The 19,230-nt window shown below is 35.8% G+C and carries 21 protein-coding genes and 1 other annotated feature; of the genes, 20 read left to right on the forward strand and 1 reads right to left on the reverse strand.

The window, feature by feature from the left end:
- Positions 1-45: 45 nt before the first annotated feature.
- The 4 genes from secA (at position 46) to JDW14_00200 (ending at position 5,530) form a co-directional block, all read left to right on the forward strand.
- Positions 46-2,481 carry a preprotein translocase subunit SecA gene (secA, locus tag JDW14_00185; GenBank protein QQD65585.1) on the forward strand — a complete coding sequence of 812 codons (2,436 nt, stop codon included), beginning with the start codon at positions 46-48 and terminating at the stop codon, positions 2,479-2,481.
- Positions 2,482-2,649: 168 nt separating this feature from the next.
- A protein-coding gene (gene prfB / locus JDW14_00190) for a peptide chain release factor 2 (GenBank protein ID QQD65586.1) occupies positions 2,650-3,754 on the forward strand; the annotation gives its coding sequence in 2 pieces (ribosomal slippage) (positions 2,650-2,721 and positions 2,723-3,754; 1,104 coding nt in all).
- 212 nt (positions 3,755-3,966) lie between these two features.
- On the forward strand, positions 3,967-4,653 hold the full coding sequence (gene ftsE / locus JDW14_00195; protein ID QQD65587.1) for a cell division ATP-binding protein FtsE: 687 nt from the start codon (positions 3,967-3,969) through the stop codon (positions 4,651-4,653).
- On the forward strand, positions 4,640-5,530 hold the full coding sequence (locus JDW14_00200) for an ABC transporter permease (GenBank protein QQD65588.1): 891 nt from the start codon (positions 4,640-4,642) through the stop codon (positions 5,528-5,530). The genes ftsE and JDW14_00200 overlap by 14 nt, the downstream gene beginning before the upstream one ends.
- 60 nt (positions 5,531-5,590) lie before the next feature.
- Here the strand turns inward: JDW14_00200 and ugpC are convergent, their stop codons facing one another.
- A complete protein-coding gene (ugpC, locus tag JDW14_00205; protein QQD65589.1) occupies positions 5,591-6,706 on the reverse strand; it encodes a sn-glycerol-3-phosphate ABC transporter ATP-binding protein UgpC in 1,116 nt (371 codons plus the stop codon).
- Positions 6,707-6,959: 253 nt separating this feature from the next.
- Here ugpC and JDW14_00210 point away from each other — a divergent pair, with 253 nt between their 5' ends.
- The 16 genes from JDW14_00210 to rplL all read left to right on the forward strand — a co-directional run bounded on the left by JDW14_00210 (position 6,960) and on the right by rplL (position 19,211).
- Positions 6,960-7,517: a dUTP diphosphatase gene (locus JDW14_00210; GenBank protein QQD65590.1), complete on the forward strand. Its 558-nt coding sequence runs from the start codon at positions 6,960-6,962 to the stop codon at positions 7,515-7,517.
- Between the two features lie 30 nt (positions 7,518-7,547).
- A complete protein-coding gene (gene radA / locus JDW14_00215) occupies positions 7,548-8,927 on the forward strand; it encodes a DNA repair protein RadA (GenBank protein ID QQD65591.1) in 1,380 nt (459 codons plus the stop codon).
- Between the two features lie 14 nt (positions 8,928-8,941).
- Complete coding sequence (locus JDW14_00220; GenBank protein ID QQD65592.1) at positions 8,942-10,030, forward strand: PIN/TRAM domain-containing protein; 1,089 nt, start codon at positions 8,942-8,944, stop codon at positions 10,028-10,030.
- A 42-nt stretch (positions 10,031-10,072) separates the two neighbouring features.
- On the forward strand, positions 10,073-11,551 hold the full coding sequence (locus tag JDW14_00225; GenBank protein QQD65593.1) for a glutamate--tRNA ligase: 1,479 nt from the start codon (positions 10,073-10,075) through the stop codon (positions 11,549-11,551).
- A gap of 93 nt (positions 11,552-11,644) precedes the next feature.
- Positions 11,645-13,069: a cysteine--tRNA ligase gene (locus JDW14_00230; protein QQD65594.1), complete on the forward strand. Its 1,425-nt coding sequence runs from the start codon at positions 11,645-11,647 to the stop codon at positions 13,067-13,069.
- Positions 13,069-13,467, forward strand: coding sequence for a ribonuclease III (locus tag JDW14_00235; GenBank protein QQD65595.1), 399 nt, complete (start codon positions 13,069-13,071; stop codon positions 13,465-13,467). The genes JDW14_00230 and JDW14_00235 overlap by 1 nt, the downstream gene beginning before the upstream one ends.
- Before the next feature lie 83 nt (positions 13,468-13,550).
- Positions 13,551-14,246 (forward strand): 23S rRNA (guanosine(2251)-2'-O)-methyltransferase RlmB, encoded by a 696-nt coding sequence (rlmB, locus tag JDW14_00240; protein ID QQD66457.1) that lies wholly within the window; start codon positions 13,551-13,553, stop codon positions 14,244-14,246.
- An 11-nt stretch (positions 14,247-14,257) separates the two neighbouring features.
- The gene (locus JDW14_00245; GenBank protein ID QQD65596.1) at positions 14,258-14,794 is read left to right on the forward strand and encodes an NYN domain-containing protein; all 537 of its coding nucleotides are present in this window, start codon (positions 14,258-14,260) and stop codon (positions 14,792-14,794) included.
- 37 nt (positions 14,795-14,831) lie between these two features.
- On the forward strand, positions 14,832-15,440 hold the full coding sequence (locus tag JDW14_00250) for a sigma-70 family RNA polymerase sigma factor (GenBank protein ID QQD65597.1): 609 nt from the start codon (positions 14,832-14,834) through the stop codon (positions 15,438-15,440).
- 165 nt (positions 15,441-15,605) lie between these two features.
- A complete protein-coding gene (gene rpmG / locus JDW14_00255) occupies positions 15,606-15,758 on the forward strand; it encodes a 50S ribosomal protein L33 (protein QQD65598.1) in 153 nt (50 codons plus the stop codon).
- 59 nt (positions 15,759-15,817) lie between these two features.
- Positions 15,818-15,991, forward strand: coding sequence for a preprotein translocase subunit SecE (secE, locus tag JDW14_00260; protein ID QQD65599.1), 174 nt, complete (start codon positions 15,818-15,820; stop codon positions 15,989-15,991).
- Between the two features lie 132 nt (positions 15,992-16,123).
- On the forward strand, positions 16,124-16,666 hold the full coding sequence (gene nusG, locus JDW14_00265) for a transcription termination/antitermination protein NusG (GenBank protein ID QQD65600.1): 543 nt from the start codon (positions 16,124-16,126) through the stop codon (positions 16,664-16,666).
- 229 nt (positions 16,667-16,895) lie between these two features.
- Entirely contained in the window at positions 16,896-17,321 is a 426-nt protein-coding gene (gene rplK / locus JDW14_00270) for a 50S ribosomal protein L11 (GenBank protein ID QQD65601.1), read from the forward strand.
- Positions 17,322-17,404: 83 nt separating this feature from the next.
- Positions 17,405-18,094 carry a 50S ribosomal protein L1 gene (rplA, locus tag JDW14_00275; GenBank protein QQD65602.1) on the forward strand — a complete coding sequence of 230 codons (690 nt, stop codon included), beginning with the start codon at positions 17,405-17,407 and terminating at the stop codon, positions 18,092-18,094.
- 56 nt (positions 18,095-18,150) lie between these two features.
- Positions 18,151-18,274: a sequence feature (ribosomal protein L10 leader region), on the forward strand.
- A 31-nt stretch (positions 18,275-18,305) separates the two neighbouring features.
- Positions 18,306-18,806 (forward strand): 50S ribosomal protein L10, encoded by a 501-nt coding sequence (locus tag JDW14_00280; protein ID QQD65603.1) that lies wholly within the window; start codon positions 18,306-18,308, stop codon positions 18,804-18,806.
- 42 nt (positions 18,807-18,848) lie between these two features.
- On the forward strand, positions 18,849-19,211 hold the full coding sequence (gene rplL, locus JDW14_00285) for a 50S ribosomal protein L7/L12 (GenBank protein QQD65604.1): 363 nt from the start codon (positions 18,849-18,851) through the stop codon (positions 19,209-19,211).
- Positions 19,212-19,230 lie beyond the last annotated feature (19 nt).

Here is a 19,230-nt window from a genome sequence, read left to right on the forward strand (position 1 = left end):
GAAACTTTAAAAATATGAACGTATAAATAAAGGAGTCAATCATTAATGGCAAATATGCTTAAAAATTTATTTGAAAATGATAAAGCTGAATTAAAGCGAACAGGAAAAATTGCAGATAAAGTAATGGAATTAGAGCCTCGTTATAAGTCGATGACAGATGAGGAATTACGTAGTCAAACAAATATTTTCCGTGAGCGTTTAGCAAATGGAGAAACACTTGATGATATTACAGTAGAAGCGTTTGCGGTAACGCGTGAAGCAGCTCGTCGTGTATTAGGACTTTTCCCATATAAAGTACAAATTCAAGGTGGTCTTGTTATTCATAATGGGGACATCGCAGAAATGCGTACTGGTGAGGGAAAAACATTAACAGAAACAATGCCAGTGTATTTAAATGCCTTAACAGGAAAAGGGGTACACGTTGTAACAGTTAATGATTACTTAGCGACACGTGACTCAAAAGAAATGGGTGAAGTTTACCGTTTCTTAGGCTTAACAGTTGGTTTGAACTTAAACAGTATGTCATCTGCAGAAAAACGTGCAGCGTATAATTGTGATATTACTTATTCAACAAACAATGAATTAGGATTTGACTATTTGCGTGATAACATGGTTGTTTATAAACATCAAATGGTACAACGTCCATTATACTTTGCAGTAGTCGATGAGGTCGATTCAATTTTAATCGATGAGGCACGTACACCATTAATTATTTCAGGACAAGCAGGAAAATCAACTGCTCTATATACACGTGCAGATTATTTTGCTAAGGGATTAAAAGAAGAGGAAGATTATACAATTGATTTAACTTCTAAAACAATTTCTTTAACAGATACTGGTGTTGATAAAGCAGAACGAGTATTCCGTTTACCTAACCTTTATGATATTAATAATACGGCATTAGTACACCATATTGACCAAGCCTTACGTGCTAACTATATTATGATTCATGATATTGATTATGTAGTTGATGAAGGAAAAGTTAAAATTGTTGACCCATTTACAGGTCGTATTATGGAAGGACGTCGTTACTCTGACGGTTTACACCAAGCTATTGAAGCTAAAGAAGGTGTTGAAATTGAAAACGAATCTAAAACAATGGCGACTATTACATTCCAAAACTATTTCCGTATGTATGAAAAATTATCTGGTATGACGGGAACGGCTAAGACAGAGGAAGAAGAGTTCCGTGAAATTTACAATATGAATGTTACGACTATTCCGACAAACCGTCCTGTTCAACGTGTGGACGCACCAGATTTATTATATCCTAACTTAAAAACAAAATTCCGTGCTGTTGTTAAAGATATTCAAGAGCGTCATGCGAAAGGTCAACCAATTTTAGTGGGGACTGTTGCAGTTGAAACTAGTGAATATTTATCAAAATTATTGACACAAGCAGGAATTCCTCACGAAGTATTAAATGCGAAAAATCACTTTAAAGAAGCAGAAATCGTTATGCAAGCAGGGCAACGTGGTGCTGTAACGATTGCGACGAACATGGCTGGTCGTGGAACGGATATTAAATTAGGTAGTGGCGTTAAAGAATTAGGTGGTCTATGTGTTATTGGAACGGAACGTCACGAATCACGTCGTATTGATAACCAATTACGTGGACGTTCAGGTCGTCAAGGTGACCCAGGAGCATCACAATTCTACTTATCATTGGAAGATGATTTAATGCGTCGTTTCGGTTCAGACCGTATTCAAGCTTTATGGCAACGATTAAACATGACTGATGATGAAGGGGAAGATGTTTCAATTCAAAGTCGTATGTTATCGAAACAAGTAGAATCTGCACAACGTCGTGTTGAGGGGAACAACTACGATACACGTAAAAACGTCTTAGAGTATGACGAAGTAATGCGTGAACAACGTGAAGTTATTTATGGTCAACGTTTACAAGTGATTCAAACGGAAGAAAGCTTAACTCCATATATTAAAGCGATGATGAAACGTACGATTGAATCTCAAGTAAATTATGCGACAGAGGGTGAGAAGAAAACATGGAATTTAGAGGGATTAATGGAATTCGCACATAATGCCTTGTTCCACCCAGACGATTTATCGCTAACAGATTTACAAGGCAAATCAGCTAAAGAATTAGTGGATTACTTATACAATAAAGTTGTTGCTCTTTATGATGAAAAATTAGCAACATTGGCTTCGCCTGAACAAATTACAGAATTTGAAAAAGTCATTACATTAAAAGTAGTGGATAGCAAATGGACAGATCATATTGATATGATGGATCATTTACGTCAAGGTGTTGGTTTACGTGCTTATGCACAAACAAACCCATTGACTGAGTATCAAACAGAGGGATATGAACGATTCCAAGAGATGATTTCAGCTATTGAGTTGGATATTACACGCTTTGTAATGAAAGCACAAGTACGTCAAAATGTTGAACGTGAGCAAGTGAATAATCCAGCTGCACGTCCAGCTCCGTCTCCAGCACCGGCAGATGCGATTAGATAATAATAAAAAAGGATAGTTGTTTGAGAAGAATTCAATAAACATTATCCTAATAAAATCGGACATAATGTTCTAAAGAACCCGTTCAATTGAAGCAATCAGATTATAAACTTTCTTCAGTTGAATTACGTTAGTTAGAACTTTATGTCTATTTTTTAGAAAGAGGAAATTATGGAATTATACGAAATTAAACAATTTATAACCAATACGCAACAAATAATTCACAGTTTTAGGGGGTCTCTTTGACTTAGAAGCAATTGAGGCAGATATTGCAGATTATGAGCATCAAATGTCATCGCCAACTTTTTGGGATGATAATGAACAGGCTCAAAAAGTGATTGCAAAACTTAATATTGCAAAAGAAACGTACCAAATGATTCATCATATGGAAGAACAGTTAGAAGAGCTAGATATGGCTGTGGAATTATACGATGAGTCGAAAGATGAAACATTACTAAGGGAAGCAATCACGCTAGTCGAAGTGTTAAATGATAAAATTACTCAGTTTCAAATGAAGTTATTATTGTCAGAACCGCATGACGCAAATGATGCGTTATTAGAAATTCACCCAGGTGCTGGCGGAACAGAATCTCAAGATTGGGGTAGTATGCTTTTGCGAATGTATCAGCGTTGGGCAGATAAAAAAGGATTTCAAATTGAAATGGTCGATTATCAAGACGGTGATGAAGCTGGCATAAAAAGTGTGACTTTGGAGATAAAAGGGCATAATGCGTATGGATATTTGAAATCTGAAAAAGGCGTGCATCGTCTTGTGCGTATTTCTCCTTTTGATTCAAATAGCCGACGCCATACATCATTTGCGTCAGTTGAAGTGACGCCACTGATAGATGATACGATTGAAATTGATATTAATCCAGATGATTTACGCATTGATACTTATCGTGCAAGTGGAGCCGGTGGTCAGCATATCAATAAAACAAGTTCTGCTGTTCGAATTACGCATATTCCGACAGGTATTGTGACGCAAAGTCAATCACAACGTTCGCAATTCCAAAACCGAGATTTAGCGATGAATTTATTGAAAGCAAAACTCTACCAATTAGAGCAAGAAAAACAAGCCCAAGCATTAGCTGAAATTAAAGGGGAACAACGTGATATTGCGTGGGGTTCTCAGATTAGATCTTATGTTTTTCATCCGTATTCAATGGTTAAAGATCATCGAACAAATTTTGATGTGGGGAATACGCAAGCTGTTATGGACGGTGACATTGATTCCTTTATTGATGCTTATTTGAAATTGCGTTTACAAGATTAATTGACATTAAAATGCCATTATTTTGAGATTGGTTATTAATCAATAAATGTTAAACTAGAATATAGGGTTGAGTAAATTGATTCATTTATAGTACGAGTAAGGGTGTTATGGCTTGAATCACTGAGCGTGTCACAAAGTGCTTTGGGACTGTAAGAGATAAGCGAAGTGGACGTCAAGCTAACTCTAGTAAGCTGGAATAAAGGAGTATAAAAATGATACAACTAACAAATGTTACGAAACAGTATCCTAATGGCATAAAAGCAGTAGATGATATGAGTATTCGTATTGAGCAAGGTGAATTTGTATATATTGTAGGGCCAAGTGGTTCGGGTAAATCAACCTTGATGAAATTACTTTATCGTGAAGAAATGCAAACCAAAGGGGCTGTTCAAGTAGGGAAATATCGTATTGCCACGATGAAAGAAAAAGAAATCCCGTTTTTACGTCGCTATGTTGGCGTTGTGTTTCAAGATTTTAAATTATTACCAAAATTAACGGTATATGAAAATGTTGCATACGCACTCGAAGTAACAGGAAAACGTGGCAAAGAAATTAAACAACGTGTACATGAATTATTAGAACAAGTAGGATTGCGACATAAAGTGAATCAATTGCCGGAAGAGTTATCAGGTGGTGAACAACAACGTGTTGCGATTGCTCGGGCATTAGCGAATCGACCAGCAATCTTGATAGCAGATGAACCAACAGGAAATTTAGATCCTGAAACAGCTCTTGGCATTCTCAATTTATTAGAAAAAGTCAATACATTAGGCACCACTGTTATTATGGGGACGCATAATGAAAATTTCGTTAATCAATTTCGACATCGTGTACTAGAATTAAATCAAGGTAAATTAGTTCGTGATAGTTATAAGGGGGAATATGATGAGCGTCATTAGAAATTTTTTCCGTCATATAAGGGACGGTATACGCAATTTATTCCGTAATGGCTGGATGACTATAGCATCCATTTTTACAATGTCGCTGACCTTGATGATGATGGGTGGACTAGTCTTATTGTTGATGAATGTGGAGAAAATTACCAAAGATATTGAATCGGGTATTCAAATTCGTGTCATGATTGATTTGGCTGCGAATGCTACTGATGAACAAGTGTTGAAACAAAAAATCGAGCAATTGGATCATGTAGCAAATGTTGTCTATCGAACAAAGGATGAAGAATTACAAGATATTATTGAAAATGTAGGACAAGAATTTAGTTTACATGAAGGGGATGCTAATCCATTACTGAACGTTTTTGTAGTTGATGTAGATGATGTCAAAGAGATTAAAGTAGTAGCAGAGGCTATTAAAAAAATGACTTATGCACATGAGGTCACTTATGGCGAAGTAACGGCTGATAAATTATTGAAGCAAATTGAAATTGTGCGTTACATTTTAGCGGTTATTGCAGCAGTATTTTTAGTAGTGGCTGTTTTACTAGTAAGTAATACCATTCGTCTAACAATTTTTGCACGACAAACAGAAATTGAGATTATGCGTTTAGTGGGAGCGAAGAATAGTTTTATTCGAGCACCATTTGCTTATGAAGGTGCATTTATTGGTATTATCGGTAGCTGTGTTGCATTCGGATTACTATATGCTATCTATGAAGCGATTCGTCTAGCTCCGTCACAGTTGTTTGGTATTATGAATATACGCTTTATACCGACTTGGCCTTTCTTTATTTTCTTAGGAATTGGTATCTTGATTATTGGTATTCTCTTAGGAATACTAGGTGCTCGCCGTTCAATGAAACAATTTTTAAAAATATAATGATAAAAGGGAACGTAGCTTTATTGAATACGTTCCTTTTATCATTATATTGGTTTGAAATTACATCATGTCAGCACGAATAACACGTTCTGATTCTGCGTCAAAGAAGTGAGCTTTGTTCATGTTGAAACCTAATTCAATTACTTCACCTGGGTTGTGGAAGTCACGAGCGTCAACACGAGCGATAAATTCTGTATCCCCAACTTTTGAGTAAAGCATTGTTTCAGCACCTAATAACTCTGAAACGACAACTTCTGAACGAACAATTGAACCAGGGTTAGCATCTAAGAATACTTGTTCTGATTGAATATCTTCAGGACGGATACCGAAAATAATTTGTTTTCCATTGAAACCACGTTCTTCTAATAATTTACGTTGTGGTTCTGTAATTTTTAATTCTAAACCTTGATGATTTGAAATGACACCGTCATTCAATGTTACTTTGAAGAAGTTCATTGCAGGTGAACCAATGAAACCTGCTACGAATACGTTATTTGGTGTATTGTACACTTCTTGAGGTGATCCGATTTGTTGGATAATACCGTCTTTCATAATAACGATACGGCTTGCCATTGTCATCGCTTCAGTTTGGTCATGTGTTACGTAAATAGTCGTTGTATTTAAACGTTGGTGTAATTTAGCGATTTCAGCACGCATTTGTACACGTAATTTAGCATCTAAGTTTGATAAAGGCTCATCCATTAAGAATACTTTAGCATCACGAACGATTGCACGACCTAAGGCAACACGTTGACGTTGACCACCAGATAAAGCAGCTGGTTTACGATCTAAGTATTGAGTTAAGCCTAAGATTTCCGCAGCATTTTCTACACGTGACTTGATTTCATCTTTTGGATATTTACGTAATTTTAAACCGAAAGCCATGTTATCAAATACTGTCATGTGAGGATATAACGCATAGTTTTGGAATACCATTGCGATGTCACGATCTTTTGGTGCTACATCATTCATTAATGTATCGCCAATCCATAATTCACCTTCAGAAATATCTTCCAAACCAGCAATCATACGTAATGTAGTTGATTTACCACAACCTGAAGGGCCTACGAATACGATAAATTCACGATCTTGAATATCTAAGTTGAAGTCTGTTACTGAATAAAAATCAGCACCTTCATATTTTTTATGAATACCTTTAAGTTTCATTTCTACCATAATTAAAATCTCCTTTATTAAGTTTGTAATCCAAGTATAAAATGAAAACGTTTGAAAATCTATTGGCTGAGTGCACAAAATATTCCGTCAAATTGTAGAAAGGGTTTGCATCATGGAGCTTATTGAACAATAAATGAGTATCTTATTATAAAATTTTATAAAATATGACTGTGTATAGCAATATCAGTGTATGTTTGATAGTGATTTGTGATAGAATAGATACGAGAAATAGGCAAGGAGACAAGATTATATAATGGAAAAAATAAGAGGTTTTGAAGTCGTATCTTACTATGCTGAGCAAAATATTCAATTACCAAAGCGTGCTACACATCACGCAGCAGGATATGATATTGAAGCAGCAGAAGATATTGTTTTACCAAGTTTTTGGAAAGATTTGTTACGCTATTTATTACAAGAAATGAAGCAATGGATTTATCAGTCACCAAAAGATAAGGAAGAAAAGGCAAAGGTTCTGCATGAAAAATTATTAAAACCAACTTTAATTCCAACAGGATTGAAAGCTTATATGCAAGATGATGAATATTTGCAAATTATTAATCGTTCAAGTAATCCTTTGAAACGATTTTTAGTATTACCGAATAGTATCGGCATTATTGATAGTGATTATTATAATAATGAATCGAACGAAGGGCATATTTTTGTGCAAATGTTAAATTTTGGGCTAGTGGATCAAAAAATCAAAAAAGGTGAGCGGATCGCCCAAGGTATTTTTACGACATTTTTGAAAGTTGATAGTGATAATGGTGGAGAAAGTACACGAACAGGTGGATTTGGTTCATCTAGCAAATAAGAGTAAAGAAAAGCAGAAAGGATGAAGTCTATGGCGAAAAAAAGGGTCATGTATGAATGTATGGCTTGTGGTTATGAATCGCCAAGGTGGTTAGGAAAGTGCCCTGAATGTGGTGGCTGGAATCAAATGGAAGAACAATTAGTAGCTCCTCCTACCATTGATAAACGAGTGCAAGTTCAAACTTCCAAGCAGCCATTGTCACGTGGTGCTAAACAGTTACATGAGATTCAATATACTAATGAATCTCGTGTGAATACGGACTTTTCGGAGTTTGACCGCGTTTTAGGTGGTGGAGTGGTTAATGGCTCTTTAGTATTAATCGGTGGTGACCCTGGAATTGGAAAGTCAACATTGCTTTTACAGGTGTCTTTACAATTAGCGAATAAAGGTCAAAAATTACTTTACGTTTCCGGAGAAGAAAGTTTATCACAAATTAAAATGCGAGCAGAGCGACTGTCGCTAAATAGTGACTATTTTTACTTATTATCTGAAACAGATTTAACGGCAGTGGCGAGTGAAATTCAACGTATTGAACCAGATATGGTAATTATTGATTCAATCCAGACAATGACATCTCCTGAGCATAATGGTGTGGCGGGTAGCGTCTCGCAGTTACGAGAAACAACGAATGTGTTGATGCGTATTGCAAAAGATAATCAAATTGCAATTTTCATTGTAGGCCATGTGACAAAAGAAGGAAATATTGCAGGGCCAAGAATGCTGGAACACATGGTGGATACGGTATTGTATTTTGAAGGTGAGAAACATAATCGTTTCCGTATTTTAAGAGCAGTAAAAAATCGTTTTGGTTCGACAAATGAATTAGGTGTTTTTGAAATGCTTGATGTCGGCTTGCAAGAAGTGACGAATCCATCTGAATTGTTCTTGGAAGAACGACTACCTGGAGCCACCGGTTCGACGGTCGTAGCAGCTTTAGAGGGGACTCGAACTATTTTGGCAGAGATACAGTCTTTAATGACGCCAACTGTTTTTGGTAATGCTAAGCGTACAGCTAGTGGAATTGAACAACAACGTGTATCTCTTTTGCTGGCAGTTATGGAAAAGCATTGTGGTCTTATGGTTCAAAATCAAGATGCTTTTTTCAAGACAACAGGTGGTGTTCAGTTAGATGAGCCAGCGATTGATTTAGCGATTGCGATGAGTATTGCGTCGAGTTACTGGAATCGACCAACGCAAATTGACGATTGTTTTGTAGGCGAAATTGGTTTAACAGGAGAAATTCGGCGTGTGACACAGGTGAAAGAACGTATTGTCGAAGCTGATAAATTAGGATTTAAACGTATTTTTGTACCAAAAAATAATGTTCAAAGCTTAGTGTTGAATACAACGATTGAAGTTATCCCAGTTTCAACGATTAAACAAGCGTTGGCAATCGTATTTCCAAGATAAGAAAGGAGGATAAAATGTATAAACGAATTATTACAGGATTATCATTACTGATTGGATTAAGTTTTGGTGTGACAGTTGGCCCAAGTATATGGCATGGCATACCGAATGTACCAAGCTGGACTAGTAATATTTACTTAAATGGATTTATTTTTATGATTATTTTTATGATACTAGGCAGTTTGTTATCACCAGTCATTGAGCGTGTTATTCGTTATTTAATTGAATGGATGAATAATTTGACGACGCTCAATTTAATTTTAGGGACGATTGGCACACTGATTGGACTATTAATTGGATTTTTATTATCACTACCATTTAATAGTTTAAATATTCCCTTTGTATCTTCAACTTTGCCATTAATTTTTTCGATTACATTAGCATTAGTTGGGTATCAAACAGTAATGAGCCGGAAAGAAGAATGGCGTAAATTATTTTCACGTTCATTAAATAAAAGTACGATAGAAACTAAGGAATCACAGTTGATAGAACTCGCTACGAGTGATAATATGTATAAGTACAAATTATTGGATACGAGTGTGATTATTGATAGTCGAATTGCAGATATTGTGCAAACAAATTTTATTGAAGGAACATTGGTTATTCCTAATTTTGTGTTGCAGGAATTGCAATTTATAGCAGATTCTTCCGATGCGTTAAAAAGAGCAAAGGGTAGAAGAGGCTTGGATACTTTAAATGCACTGCAAAAAGACGGTTATATACCGATTGAATTTTATGAAGGTGATTTTGACGATATAACAGAAGTTGATAGTAAATTAATCCGTTTAGCGAAATTGATGAATGCTGCTATTTTAACGAATGATTATAACTTAAATAAGGTTTGTGAATTTCAAAATGTAACAGTATTTAATATTAATGAATTGGCAAATGCGGTGAAACCAGTTGTGATTCCGGGCGAAGAAATGCATGTTCAAGTCATTAAATCGGGAACGGAAAGAAAACAAGGTGTCGCTTATTTAGATGACGGCACGATGATTGTTGTAGAAGACGGTCAAAATCATATGAATGAATGGATTGATGTTGTCGTCACCAGTGCACTGCAAACAGCTGCAGGTCGTATGATTTTTGCTAAACCAATTGAGTAAGAGTAGTCGCATTTATATAGAAGTAGATAGAGGAGAAAGAAAATGAGTCAAACAATACGTGTGCGTTATGCACCAAGCCCAACAGGTGAATTACATATAGGAAATGCTCGTACAGCATTATTTAATTATTTATTTGCACGTCATCATGGTGGCAAATTTATTATTCGTATTGAAGATACGGATACAAAACGTAATATTGCACATGGTGAAGAAAGCCAATTATCTAATTTAACATGGTTAGGCATGGACTGGGATGAGTCGCCTGCTAATCCGGGTGAATATGGGCCTTACCGTCAATCAGAACGTCTACATATTTATCAACCATTAATTGACCAATTATTGACTGAAGATAAAGCATATAAATGTTATATGACAGAAGAAGAATTAGAGGCAGAACGTGAAGAACAACGAGCACGTGGGGAAATGCCACATTATGGTGGGCAACATGCTCATTTAACTCCAGAGCAGCAAGCACAATTTGAAGCAGAGGGACGCCAACCTGTTATTCGATTCCGCGTGCCAGCAGATGTAACGTATCGTTTTAATGATATGGTCAAAGGTGATATTACATTTGAATCTAAAAATATTTCAGGTGATTGGGTTATCCAAAAACGTGACGGAATGCCAACGTATAATTTTGCCGTTGCAGTCGACGATCACTTAATGGAAATTACTCATGTTTTACGTGGAGATGACCATATTGCTAATACGCCAAAACAAATGATGATTTATGATGCGTTTGGTTGGGAAGTACCGACATTTGGTCATATGACATTGATTGTTAATAGTGAAACTAATAAAAAATTAAGTAAACGTGACGGTGGTATTTTACAATTTATTGAACAATATCGTAATTTAGGATACTTACCAGAAGCAATGTTTAACTTTATTACATTATTAGGTTGGTCACCAGTCGGAGAAGAAGAAATCTTTTCACGTGAAGAATTAATTCAACTGTTTGATGCGAATCGTTTATCGACTTCACCAGCAGCCTTTGATGCGAAAAAATTAGAGTGGATTAATAATACCTACATGAAACAAGCACCACTTGATAAAGTGGTTGAGTTAGCTTTACCGCATTTAATTGAAGCTGGACGAGTGAGTGATAATCCGTCTGAAACAGAATTAGAATGGGTTAAAAAATTAGTACGTTTATATCACGAACAAGTGTCATTTGGTGCAGAAATTGTATCAGCGTCTGAATTATTCTTTAAAGAAACATTGGTTATCGATGAACAGTCTAAAGAAGTGTTGGCTGAAGAATCAGCTGCTATTGTTATTAAAGCAATGCGTCAGCAATTAGAGCAATTGAATCCAGAAGAATTTGTTGCTGAAAATATTAAACCATTGACGAAAAATGTACAAAAAGAAACAGGTATTAAAGGTAGAAATCTCTTTATGCCGATTCGTATTGCTGTATCTGGGCAAATGCATGGACCAGAATTACCAAATGTGATTGAAGTGCTTGGAAAAGAAAAAGTGCTCAATCATATCGAACAAGTATTAGCAATAATGAATTAGTAATAACTGTAATAATAATGGATATGGAGCTTTTTAGTGGAGTAAAATTCTCAAAAGCTCCATTCTTTATATAGAAGAAAGGGGCAGGAATACGTGACAATCCAACTTTATAATACATTGACTAGAACAAAAGAACCATTTGTTCCGATTGAACCAGGCAAAGTGAAGTTTTATGTCTGTGGACCGACAGTTTATAATTATATCCATATCGGAAATGCTCGAAGTGCAGTTTCTTTTGATACGATTCGACGCTATTTGATGTACCGAGGATATGATGTTACTTATGTGAGTAATTTTACCGATGTTGATGATAAAATTATCAAAGCAGCCAAAGAAGAGGGCTTAACACCTGAAGCTTTGTCACAAAAATACATTGATGCCTTTAAAGCTGATACGGCAGCCATTAATATTTTACCAGCAACAGTTCACCCACGTGTTATGGAGCATATTGATGATATTATTCAATTTATTCAAGTTTTGGTGGATAAAGGTTATGCTTATGAATCGCAAGGTGATGTTTACTTTAAAACCGAATCGTTTGATAAGTATGGACAGTTATCGGATCAATCATTGAAAGACTTAATGGTTGGGGCAAGTGAACGAGTTCAAGAAGCGATTGCTGAAAGAAAAGATTCTCCATTGGATTTTGCTTTATGGAAACAAGCTAAATCGGGTGAAATTCATTGGAAATCACCTTGGGGAGAGGGTAGACCAGGTTGGCATATTGAATGTTCGGTTATGGCGACAAAACATTTAGGGCATACGATTGATATTCATGGTGGTGGACAAGATTTACAATTCCCACATCATGAAAATGAAATTGCACAATCAGAATGTGCGACTGGACATGTTTTTGCTAATTATTGGTTACATAATGGGTTTGTAACGATTGGTGAGAATGAAGAAAAAATGAGTAAATCGCTAGGTAATTTTGTATTGCTACATGATTTACTAAAAGAAGTTGATCCAATGGTGGTTCGCTATTTATTAGCGACAGTTCATTATAGACGTCCAATCCGTTTTGATGCTGCTTCGATTCATGAAGCGACAGTTAATTTAAGCCGTTTGAAAGAAGTGCATCGTCGATTACTTCATCGTCAACAAGACGCTATCAGTGAAACGAGTGAAGCAGGTTTAAATTGGAAAGCGTCAATGGAGAATCAAATTGAATTATTTGTTCAAGAAATGGATAATGATTTTCAAGCTGGAAATGCGATTAGTGTTTTATTTGAACTAACACGAATTATTAATCGGTACTTAGATGAGTCGGTTGTCGAAGTGGAAATTATTAATGCAATGCTCGATAATTATTTACAGTTGCTTGGAGTATTCGGAATTCAGTTAAAAGAAGAAGCCCTATTAGATGATGCGATTCAAGCATTAATCAATGAACGTACAGAAGCACGAAAGGCAAAAGATTTTGCTAAGAGTGATGCGATTCGTGACCAATTGAAAGAACAAGGTATTTTATTAGATGATACGCCACAAGGTACAACATGGAAGCGTGTGAACAGCTAATGCAAGAATTACAATTAATTAATGGTGCTGCACTAGCTTATATGGGAGATGCAGTTTATGAACAACATATCCGTAAACACGTGATTCAAAAGGGTGACACAGCTCCAAATAAATTACATCGAGCAGCAGTACGATATGTATCAGCAACAGCACAAGCAAAAGTAATGAAACATTGGATTAAAGACGTCGATATTTTAACTCCAGAAGAAATTGATATTTACAAACGAGGTAGAAATCATAAAGCAAATACAAAAGCAAAAAATGCGTCCATTAGTGACTATCGTCAAGCTACTGGATTTGAAGCATTAATTGGTTGGTTGAAATTGACAGAACAAGAGGAACGCTGCTATCAGTTAATGGAAAATGCTATACAATATATTGAATCGGAGGTGTCATAGTGGAAAAAAACAAACGTCATCAGCGACAGCATTCGGAAGAAAATTTTGAAAGTAACGAGATTTTTTATGGCCGTCATGTCGTTATGAAAATTTTCAAAGAGCGAAAACAAATAAATAAACTTTTTATTCAAAAAGGGCTTACAGGTACTGGTGTCCAAGATATACTGAAACTAGTGAAGCAACAAGGAGTTGTTGTCAGTGAAGTACCTAAAACTAAATTAGATGAGATGACAAATAATGCGAATCATCAAGGAGTAGTCGTTACCTTACCTGCTTTTGAATATCAAACATTAGAGGATTGCTTTGCGTTAGCAGAATCAAGACAAGAAGCACCATTCTTTTTGATACTTGACGGGATTGAAGACCCACATAATCTTGGGTCGATTATTCGAACTGCAGAAGCAACTGGCGTTCATGGTGTGATTATTCCTAAACGACGTGCAGTCGGATTGACTGGTATCGTTGCTAAAACTTCAGCCGGTTCGATTGAAAATGTTCCTGTAGTACGTGTCACCAATATTTCCCAAGTGATTGAACAGCTGCAATCAAAAGGGGTATGGGTATTTGCAACGGCGATGTCAGGTGAGGATATGCGTACATGGAATAGTCAGGGTTCGATTGCTCTTATTATTGGTAATGAGGGGCAAGGAGTTTCACCTAAGGTGCAAGCAGCAGCAGACGGTATTGTGACGATTCCAATGACAGGAACAACGCAAAGTTTAAATGCGAGTGTGGCTGCCGGTGTTTTAATGTATGAAGTAGCTAGACACCGTCTATAAATTGAGCCAGTATGCTGAGAAAAAAAGATATATTATTTGTTGACGGATATAATATGATTGGTGCTTGGCCACATCTTGAAAAGTTGATGAAACAAGATGAATTAGAATTGGCACGTGATCAGTTATTATTCGAATTAGCTAATTTTAAAAAGGTGAGAGGCTATCATCAAATCATCGTGGTATTTGATGCCTATTTAGTACCGGGTATTACAAAAAGATTTACTGAGTTTGATCTTCAAGTTGTCTTCACAAAAGAAAATGAAACGGCGGATTCATATATTGAACGAGAAGTAGCCAATTATATTAGTCCAATCTATCGTGTAGTGGTCGCAACCAGTGATTATGCAGAGCAATGGTTAATTTTTCAACGTGGTGCTTTAAGGCAATCTGCTAATGAACTTGCGTTAGAAATTCGTTATGCTAAGCAACAAGTTCGCACAGAAGTTGAACATTACTATAATCAAATGTTGCGTCGGCACAGTCCATGGCATGTCAATCAGCTCATAGCTTTAGATGAGTTAAGACAAGAGATAGAAAAGAATCAATAGAGAATTTGTCGTTTATATTGAAAGGGAGAATATAAACATGAATATTAAAGATCTCAGTAATGAAGCATTGGTTGAACAGTTAAAAGATAGTTTTGAAAATGATTATTTTGCTGAATTATATAATCGGTTTATTCCACTTTACTACAAATGTATGCGAACGATTCGTATTGAAGGTTATGAAGTAGATGATTATTTACAAGAAGCACGCATTATTTGGTGGAGTGTCATTGAAAAGTACGATAAAAATAATTCCCCTTATGTGGCAAATTATTTTGCCCGTGTATTTGAAAATTATTTATTCAATATTCGTCGTGATAGACAAACTCAAAAAAGAGGCGGACAAGTGCAAATGATGTCTTTGCAGGAAACGATTGCGTCAGATGATTTTTCAGACAATGTTACCTATTTGGAATATCATGTTAAAGAAACAACCAGTATAGAAGACCAAATCATTTTACAAGAAACTGTTGATGCTTTTATTCAGTCATTAACACCATTAGAACGTATCGCATTGTGTAATCGTCTTTTAGCAGAGGATAATAATATTGCTCATATTGCAGAAACTTTAAATACGGATAAGCGTTCTGTGGAGAATGCTTTAGCACGCTCGCGTATAAAATACAAAAAGTATTTTAAAACGCAATGAAGATTGTGTCTGAAACCGTATGAATGAAAAAACATGTTGATAGATTGGTGCTGTCTGTAATTATATGCTATCGTAACGACCCTTGACTTTTGTATTAATCATTTATATTATATAAGGTGTTAAAGTTGTCAAGTTAAGTGACGTATTGGAAATGGAGGGATTGTTATGGCTCAAAAGAAAACAGCCTTAGCGTGTACTGAATGTGGCCAACGCAATTACCACATGACACCTACTCAAGTAGGAAAAATGATTCGATTAGAGATTAAGAAATTCTGTAAATACTGTAATCGACATACAGTTCACAAAGAAACGAAATAATAAAGTGTAAGCGAGGGTGCTCAAGATGACCCGAGCGAGCTAGAATAAGGGGTATTACTATGGGATATGTTAAAGGTGTTATTCAAGAGTTAAAAAAAGTAACATGGCCAAGCGTACGAGAAATTAATCGCTTTACTTGGACAGTTATTGTAATGGTTATTTTATTTGGACTATATTTTGGTGCAGCCGATTTAAGTTTTGCATCAATCATTAATTGGATACTTTCTCTATAATTCATTAATTTAGACTTTGCAAAAAAGTTAATTATAGTTATAATAGCAATAGAGACAAAAAACCTACATTTCGTAGGTTTTTTATTATGGGTGCAAAGGGGCAACAGAACAAAAATGTAGGAGGTCAAAACAATGGCGAATAAAGAATGGTATGTATTGCACACTTATTCAGGGTATGAAAATAAAGTGCGTGAAAATATTGAATTACGTAAAGAAAGTATGAATATGGAGGAAAATATTTTCCGTATTGTTATTCCAGAAGAAGAAATTATTGAAGTAGTAGACGGTGTAGAAAAGAAAAAAGTAGCGAAAACATTTCCTGGTTATGTCTTAATCGAAATGGTAATGTCGGATCAAGCATGGTTTATTGTAAGAAATACACCAGGTGTAACAGGATTCGTAGGTTCACATGGAGCTGGTAGTAAGCCGTCACCACTATTACCAGAAGAAATGGCAACTATTTTAGGTGATGTTGAAGCTCCTAAAGCACGTATTGAATTAAACTTAGCAGTCGGAGATTTTGTTGAGATTACTGACGGAGCATTTTCAGGTTTATCTGGAACGGTTGACGCAGTTGATGCCGAAGAACAAAAATTAAAAGTTATTTTAGAAATGTTCGGTCGAGAAACAGAGGCTGAATTAGAGTTTCATCAAGTGAAAAAACAAGAGATGTAATAAAGGTTAATTATTGACTTTTTTGTTGGAACAAATTTGTATTTTATTCTAAATTTAGTGGGAAAAGCACGTAAAAAATACGCAGAAATAAAGAATAAACACAAATAATCAGTTGATTTATAAAACAAAGAATGGTATCATATTTTAGTGCGCATGTACGCACAATGAGTGGGAGGATGTTAATCCATGAACCACATCACGAAGTATAATTTATTAAGGAGGAATTTTCGTGGCTAAAAAAGTAGTAAAACAAGTTAAATTACAAATTCCAGCCGGCGCAGCAAGCCCAGCTCCACCAGTAGGTCCAGCTTTAGGTCAAGCGCAAGTTAACATTATGGGGTTCTGTAAAGAGTTCAACGCTCGTACACAAGATCAAGCAGGTTTAATTATTCCTGTAGTAATTGATGTTTATGAAGACCGTTCATTCAGCTTCATTACAAAAAAACCACCAGTACCAGTATTATTGAAAAAAGTTGCTGGCATTGCTAAAGGTTCAGGTGTACCTAATAAAACAAAAGTAGCAACAATTACTAAAGCTCAAGTACAAGAAGTTGCTGAAACAAAAATGGAAGACTTAAATGCAGCTAGCGTAGAAGCAGCAATGCGCATTGTTGAAGGTACTGCTCGTTCTATGGGTATCACAGTCCAAGATTAAGCGCAGTGTAGTTTCTCGCCCCGTTTTCTATCGGGTGTGGGAGGTTAAACCGTTAAAACCACAAGTATAGGAGGAAAATAAAAATGGCAAAGAAAAGTAAAAACTTCCGTGCTGCTTTTGAAAAAGTAGATCGCACGAAAAAATATGAAGCAGCTGAAGCAATCGCATTAGCGAAAGAAATCGACTATGCAAAATTCGATGCAACAGTTGAAGTATCTTACAATTTAAATATTGATGTTAAAAAAGCAGATCAACAAATTCGTGGAGCAATGGTATTACCACACGGTACTGGTAAAGTATCACGTGTTGTTGTAATCGCTCGTGGCGAAAAAGCTAAAGAAGCTGAAGCAGCAGGTGCTGACTTTGTTGGTGAAGTAGATTTAATCAATAAAATCAACGATGGTTGGTTAGATTTCGATGTAATGGTAGCAACACCAGATATGATGGGTCAAGTTGGTCGTTTAGGTCGTGTATTAGGACCTAAAGGTTTAATGCCTAACCCTAAAACTGGTACAGTTACAATGGACGTAACAAAAGCTGTTAATGACATTAAAGCTGGTCAAGTAACATACCGTGCTGATAAAGCTGGTATCGTGAACGTACCAATTGGTAAAGTTTCATTTGATGATACTAAATTAGTAGAAAACTTAAAAGCTTTACACGAACAAATTTTACGTGTAAAACCTGCAACTGCTAAAGGTACATACATTACTAACTTATCATTAAGTACAACATTTGGTCCTGGTATCAAATTAGATACAACTACATTATAATAACAGGAAATAATTCTAAAAAAGGCTTGACGCCAAATGATATTTCCGTTATGATTACATACAGTTCATAACGACCGTAGACAGCAAGTGGCGAATGCCTTAATTTCTTGCCGAGGAAGTTCCTAATTTTGAGGATCTATCTCTATGTCTAAGGTGACATAGAGATTTTTTTTGAAAAAATCTCTATACCAAATTGACGGAGGTGAAACTTATGACAAAAGCAGTAATCTTGAAAAAACAAGAAGAAGTAACAGTTGTGGCAAATGACTTAAAATCTGCAGCATCAGTTGTTGTTGTTGACTATTTAGGTTTAACAGTAGAAGAAGTAACAAACTTACGTAAAGAATTACGTGAAAGCGGAGTTCAAATGAAAGTTGTTAAAAACACTATTCTACGTCGTGCTGCTGCTGAAGCTGGTATCGAAGGTTTAGATAGTACATTTGTAGGACCATCTGCAATTGTTTTCTCTGAAAACGAAGTAGTAGCTCCAGCAAAAATCGTTGCGAAATATGCTGATAAAATTGAACCATTAGCAATTAAAGGTGGTTTAATTGAAGGTAAAGTAGCTTCAGCTGATGAAATGAACGCATTAGCGAAATTACCAGACCGCGATGGTTTATTATCAATGTTACTTTCAGTATTACAAGCGCCAGTACGCAATACTGCATTGGCAATCAAAGCTGTGGCAGAAGCAAAAGAATCTGCAGCTTAATCTTAATTTATCAATTTAACCAAAAAATGGAGGAAAATAATCATGGCATTAAACATTGAAAACATTATTGCTGAAATCAAAGAAGCAACAATTATTGAATTAAATGACTTAGTAAAAGCAATTGAAGAAGAATTTGGCGTAACTGCTGCTGCTCCTGTAGCTGTAGCTGCTGCTGGTCCAGTTGCTGAAGAAAAAACTGACTTCGACGTAGAATTAACTTCTGCTGGAGATACAAAAATCAAAGTAATCAAAGTAGTTCGTGAAGCTACTGGTTTAGGATTGAAAGAAGCTAAAGAATTAGTTGATGGCGCTCCTAAAGTATTAAAAGAAGGCGTATCAAAAGAAGAAGCAGAAGCTTTAAAAGCTCAATTAGAAGAAGTTGGAGCATCTGTAACATTAAAATAATTTTTATGTTAATGACACC

It is taken from the genome of Aerococcaceae bacterium zg-252, assembly GCA_016237705.1.
Classification (GTDB): Bacteria; Bacillota; Bacilli; order Lactobacillales; family Aerococcaceae; genus Globicatella; species Globicatella yangjingiae.

Excerpts from the sequence above, each read along its gene's own strand:
- rplA (QQD65602.1), top strand. The coding sequence starts at position 17,405 with ATGGCAAAGAAAAGTAAAAACTTCCGTGCTGCTTTTGAAAAAGTAGAT.
- JDW14_00210 (QQD65590.1), top strand. The coding sequence starts at position 6,960 with ATGGAAAAAATAAGAGGTTTTGAAGTCGTATCTTACTATGCTGAGCAA.
- JDW14_00280 (QQD65603.1), top strand. The coding sequence starts at position 18,306 with ATGACAAAAGCAGTAATCTTGAAAAAACAAGAAGAAGTAACAGTTGTG.
- radA (QQD65591.1), top strand. The coding sequence starts at position 7,548 with ATGGCGAAAAAAAGGGTCATGTATGAATGTATGGCTTGTGGTTATGAA.
- ftsE (QQD65587.1), top strand. The coding sequence starts at position 3,967 with ATGATACAACTAACAAATGTTACGAAACAGTATCCTAATGGCATAAAA.
- rpmG (QQD65598.1), top strand. The coding sequence starts at position 15,606 with ATGGCTCAAAAGAAAACAGCCTTAGCGTGTACTGAATGTGGCCAACGC.
- ugpC (QQD65589.1), bottom strand. The coding sequence starts at position 6,706 with ATGGTAGAAATGAAACTTAAAGGTATTCATAAAAAATATGAAGGTGCT.
- JDW14_00225 (QQD65593.1), top strand. The coding sequence starts at position 10,073 with ATGAGTCAAACAATACGTGTGCGTTATGCACCAAGCCCAACAGGTGAA.
- nusG (QQD65600.1), top strand. The coding sequence starts at position 16,124 with ATGGCGAATAAAGAATGGTATGTATTGCACACTTATTCAGGGTATGAA.
- JDW14_00250 (QQD65597.1), top strand. The coding sequence starts at position 14,832 with ATGAATATTAAAGATCTCAGTAATGAAGCATTGGTTGAACAGTTAAAA.
- JDW14_00220 (QQD65592.1), top strand. The coding sequence starts at position 8,942 with ATGTATAAACGAATTATTACAGGATTATCATTACTGATTGGATTAAGT.
- rlmB (QQD66457.1), top strand. The coding sequence starts at position 13,551 with ATGAAAATTTTCAAAGAGCGAAAACAAATAAATAAACTTTTTATTCAA.
- secE (QQD65599.1), top strand. The coding sequence starts at position 15,818 with ATGGGATATGTTAAAGGTGTTATTCAAGAGTTAAAAAAAGTAACATGG.
- JDW14_00245 (QQD65596.1), top strand. The coding sequence starts at position 14,258 with ATGCTGAGAAAAAAAGATATATTATTTGTTGACGGATATAATATGATT.
- JDW14_00200 (QQD65588.1), top strand. The coding sequence starts at position 4,640 with ATGAGCGTCATTAGAAATTTTTTCCGTCATATAAGGGACGGTATACGC.
- JDW14_00235 (QQD65595.1), top strand. The coding sequence starts at position 13,069 with ATGCAAGAATTACAATTAATTAATGGTGCTGCACTAGCTTATATGGGA.
- secA (QQD65585.1), top strand. The coding sequence starts at position 46 with ATGGCAAATATGCTTAAAAATTTATTTGAAAATGATAAAGCTGAATTA.
- rplL (QQD65604.1), top strand. The coding sequence starts at position 18,849 with ATGGCATTAAACATTGAAAACATTATTGCTGAAATCAAAGAAGCAACA.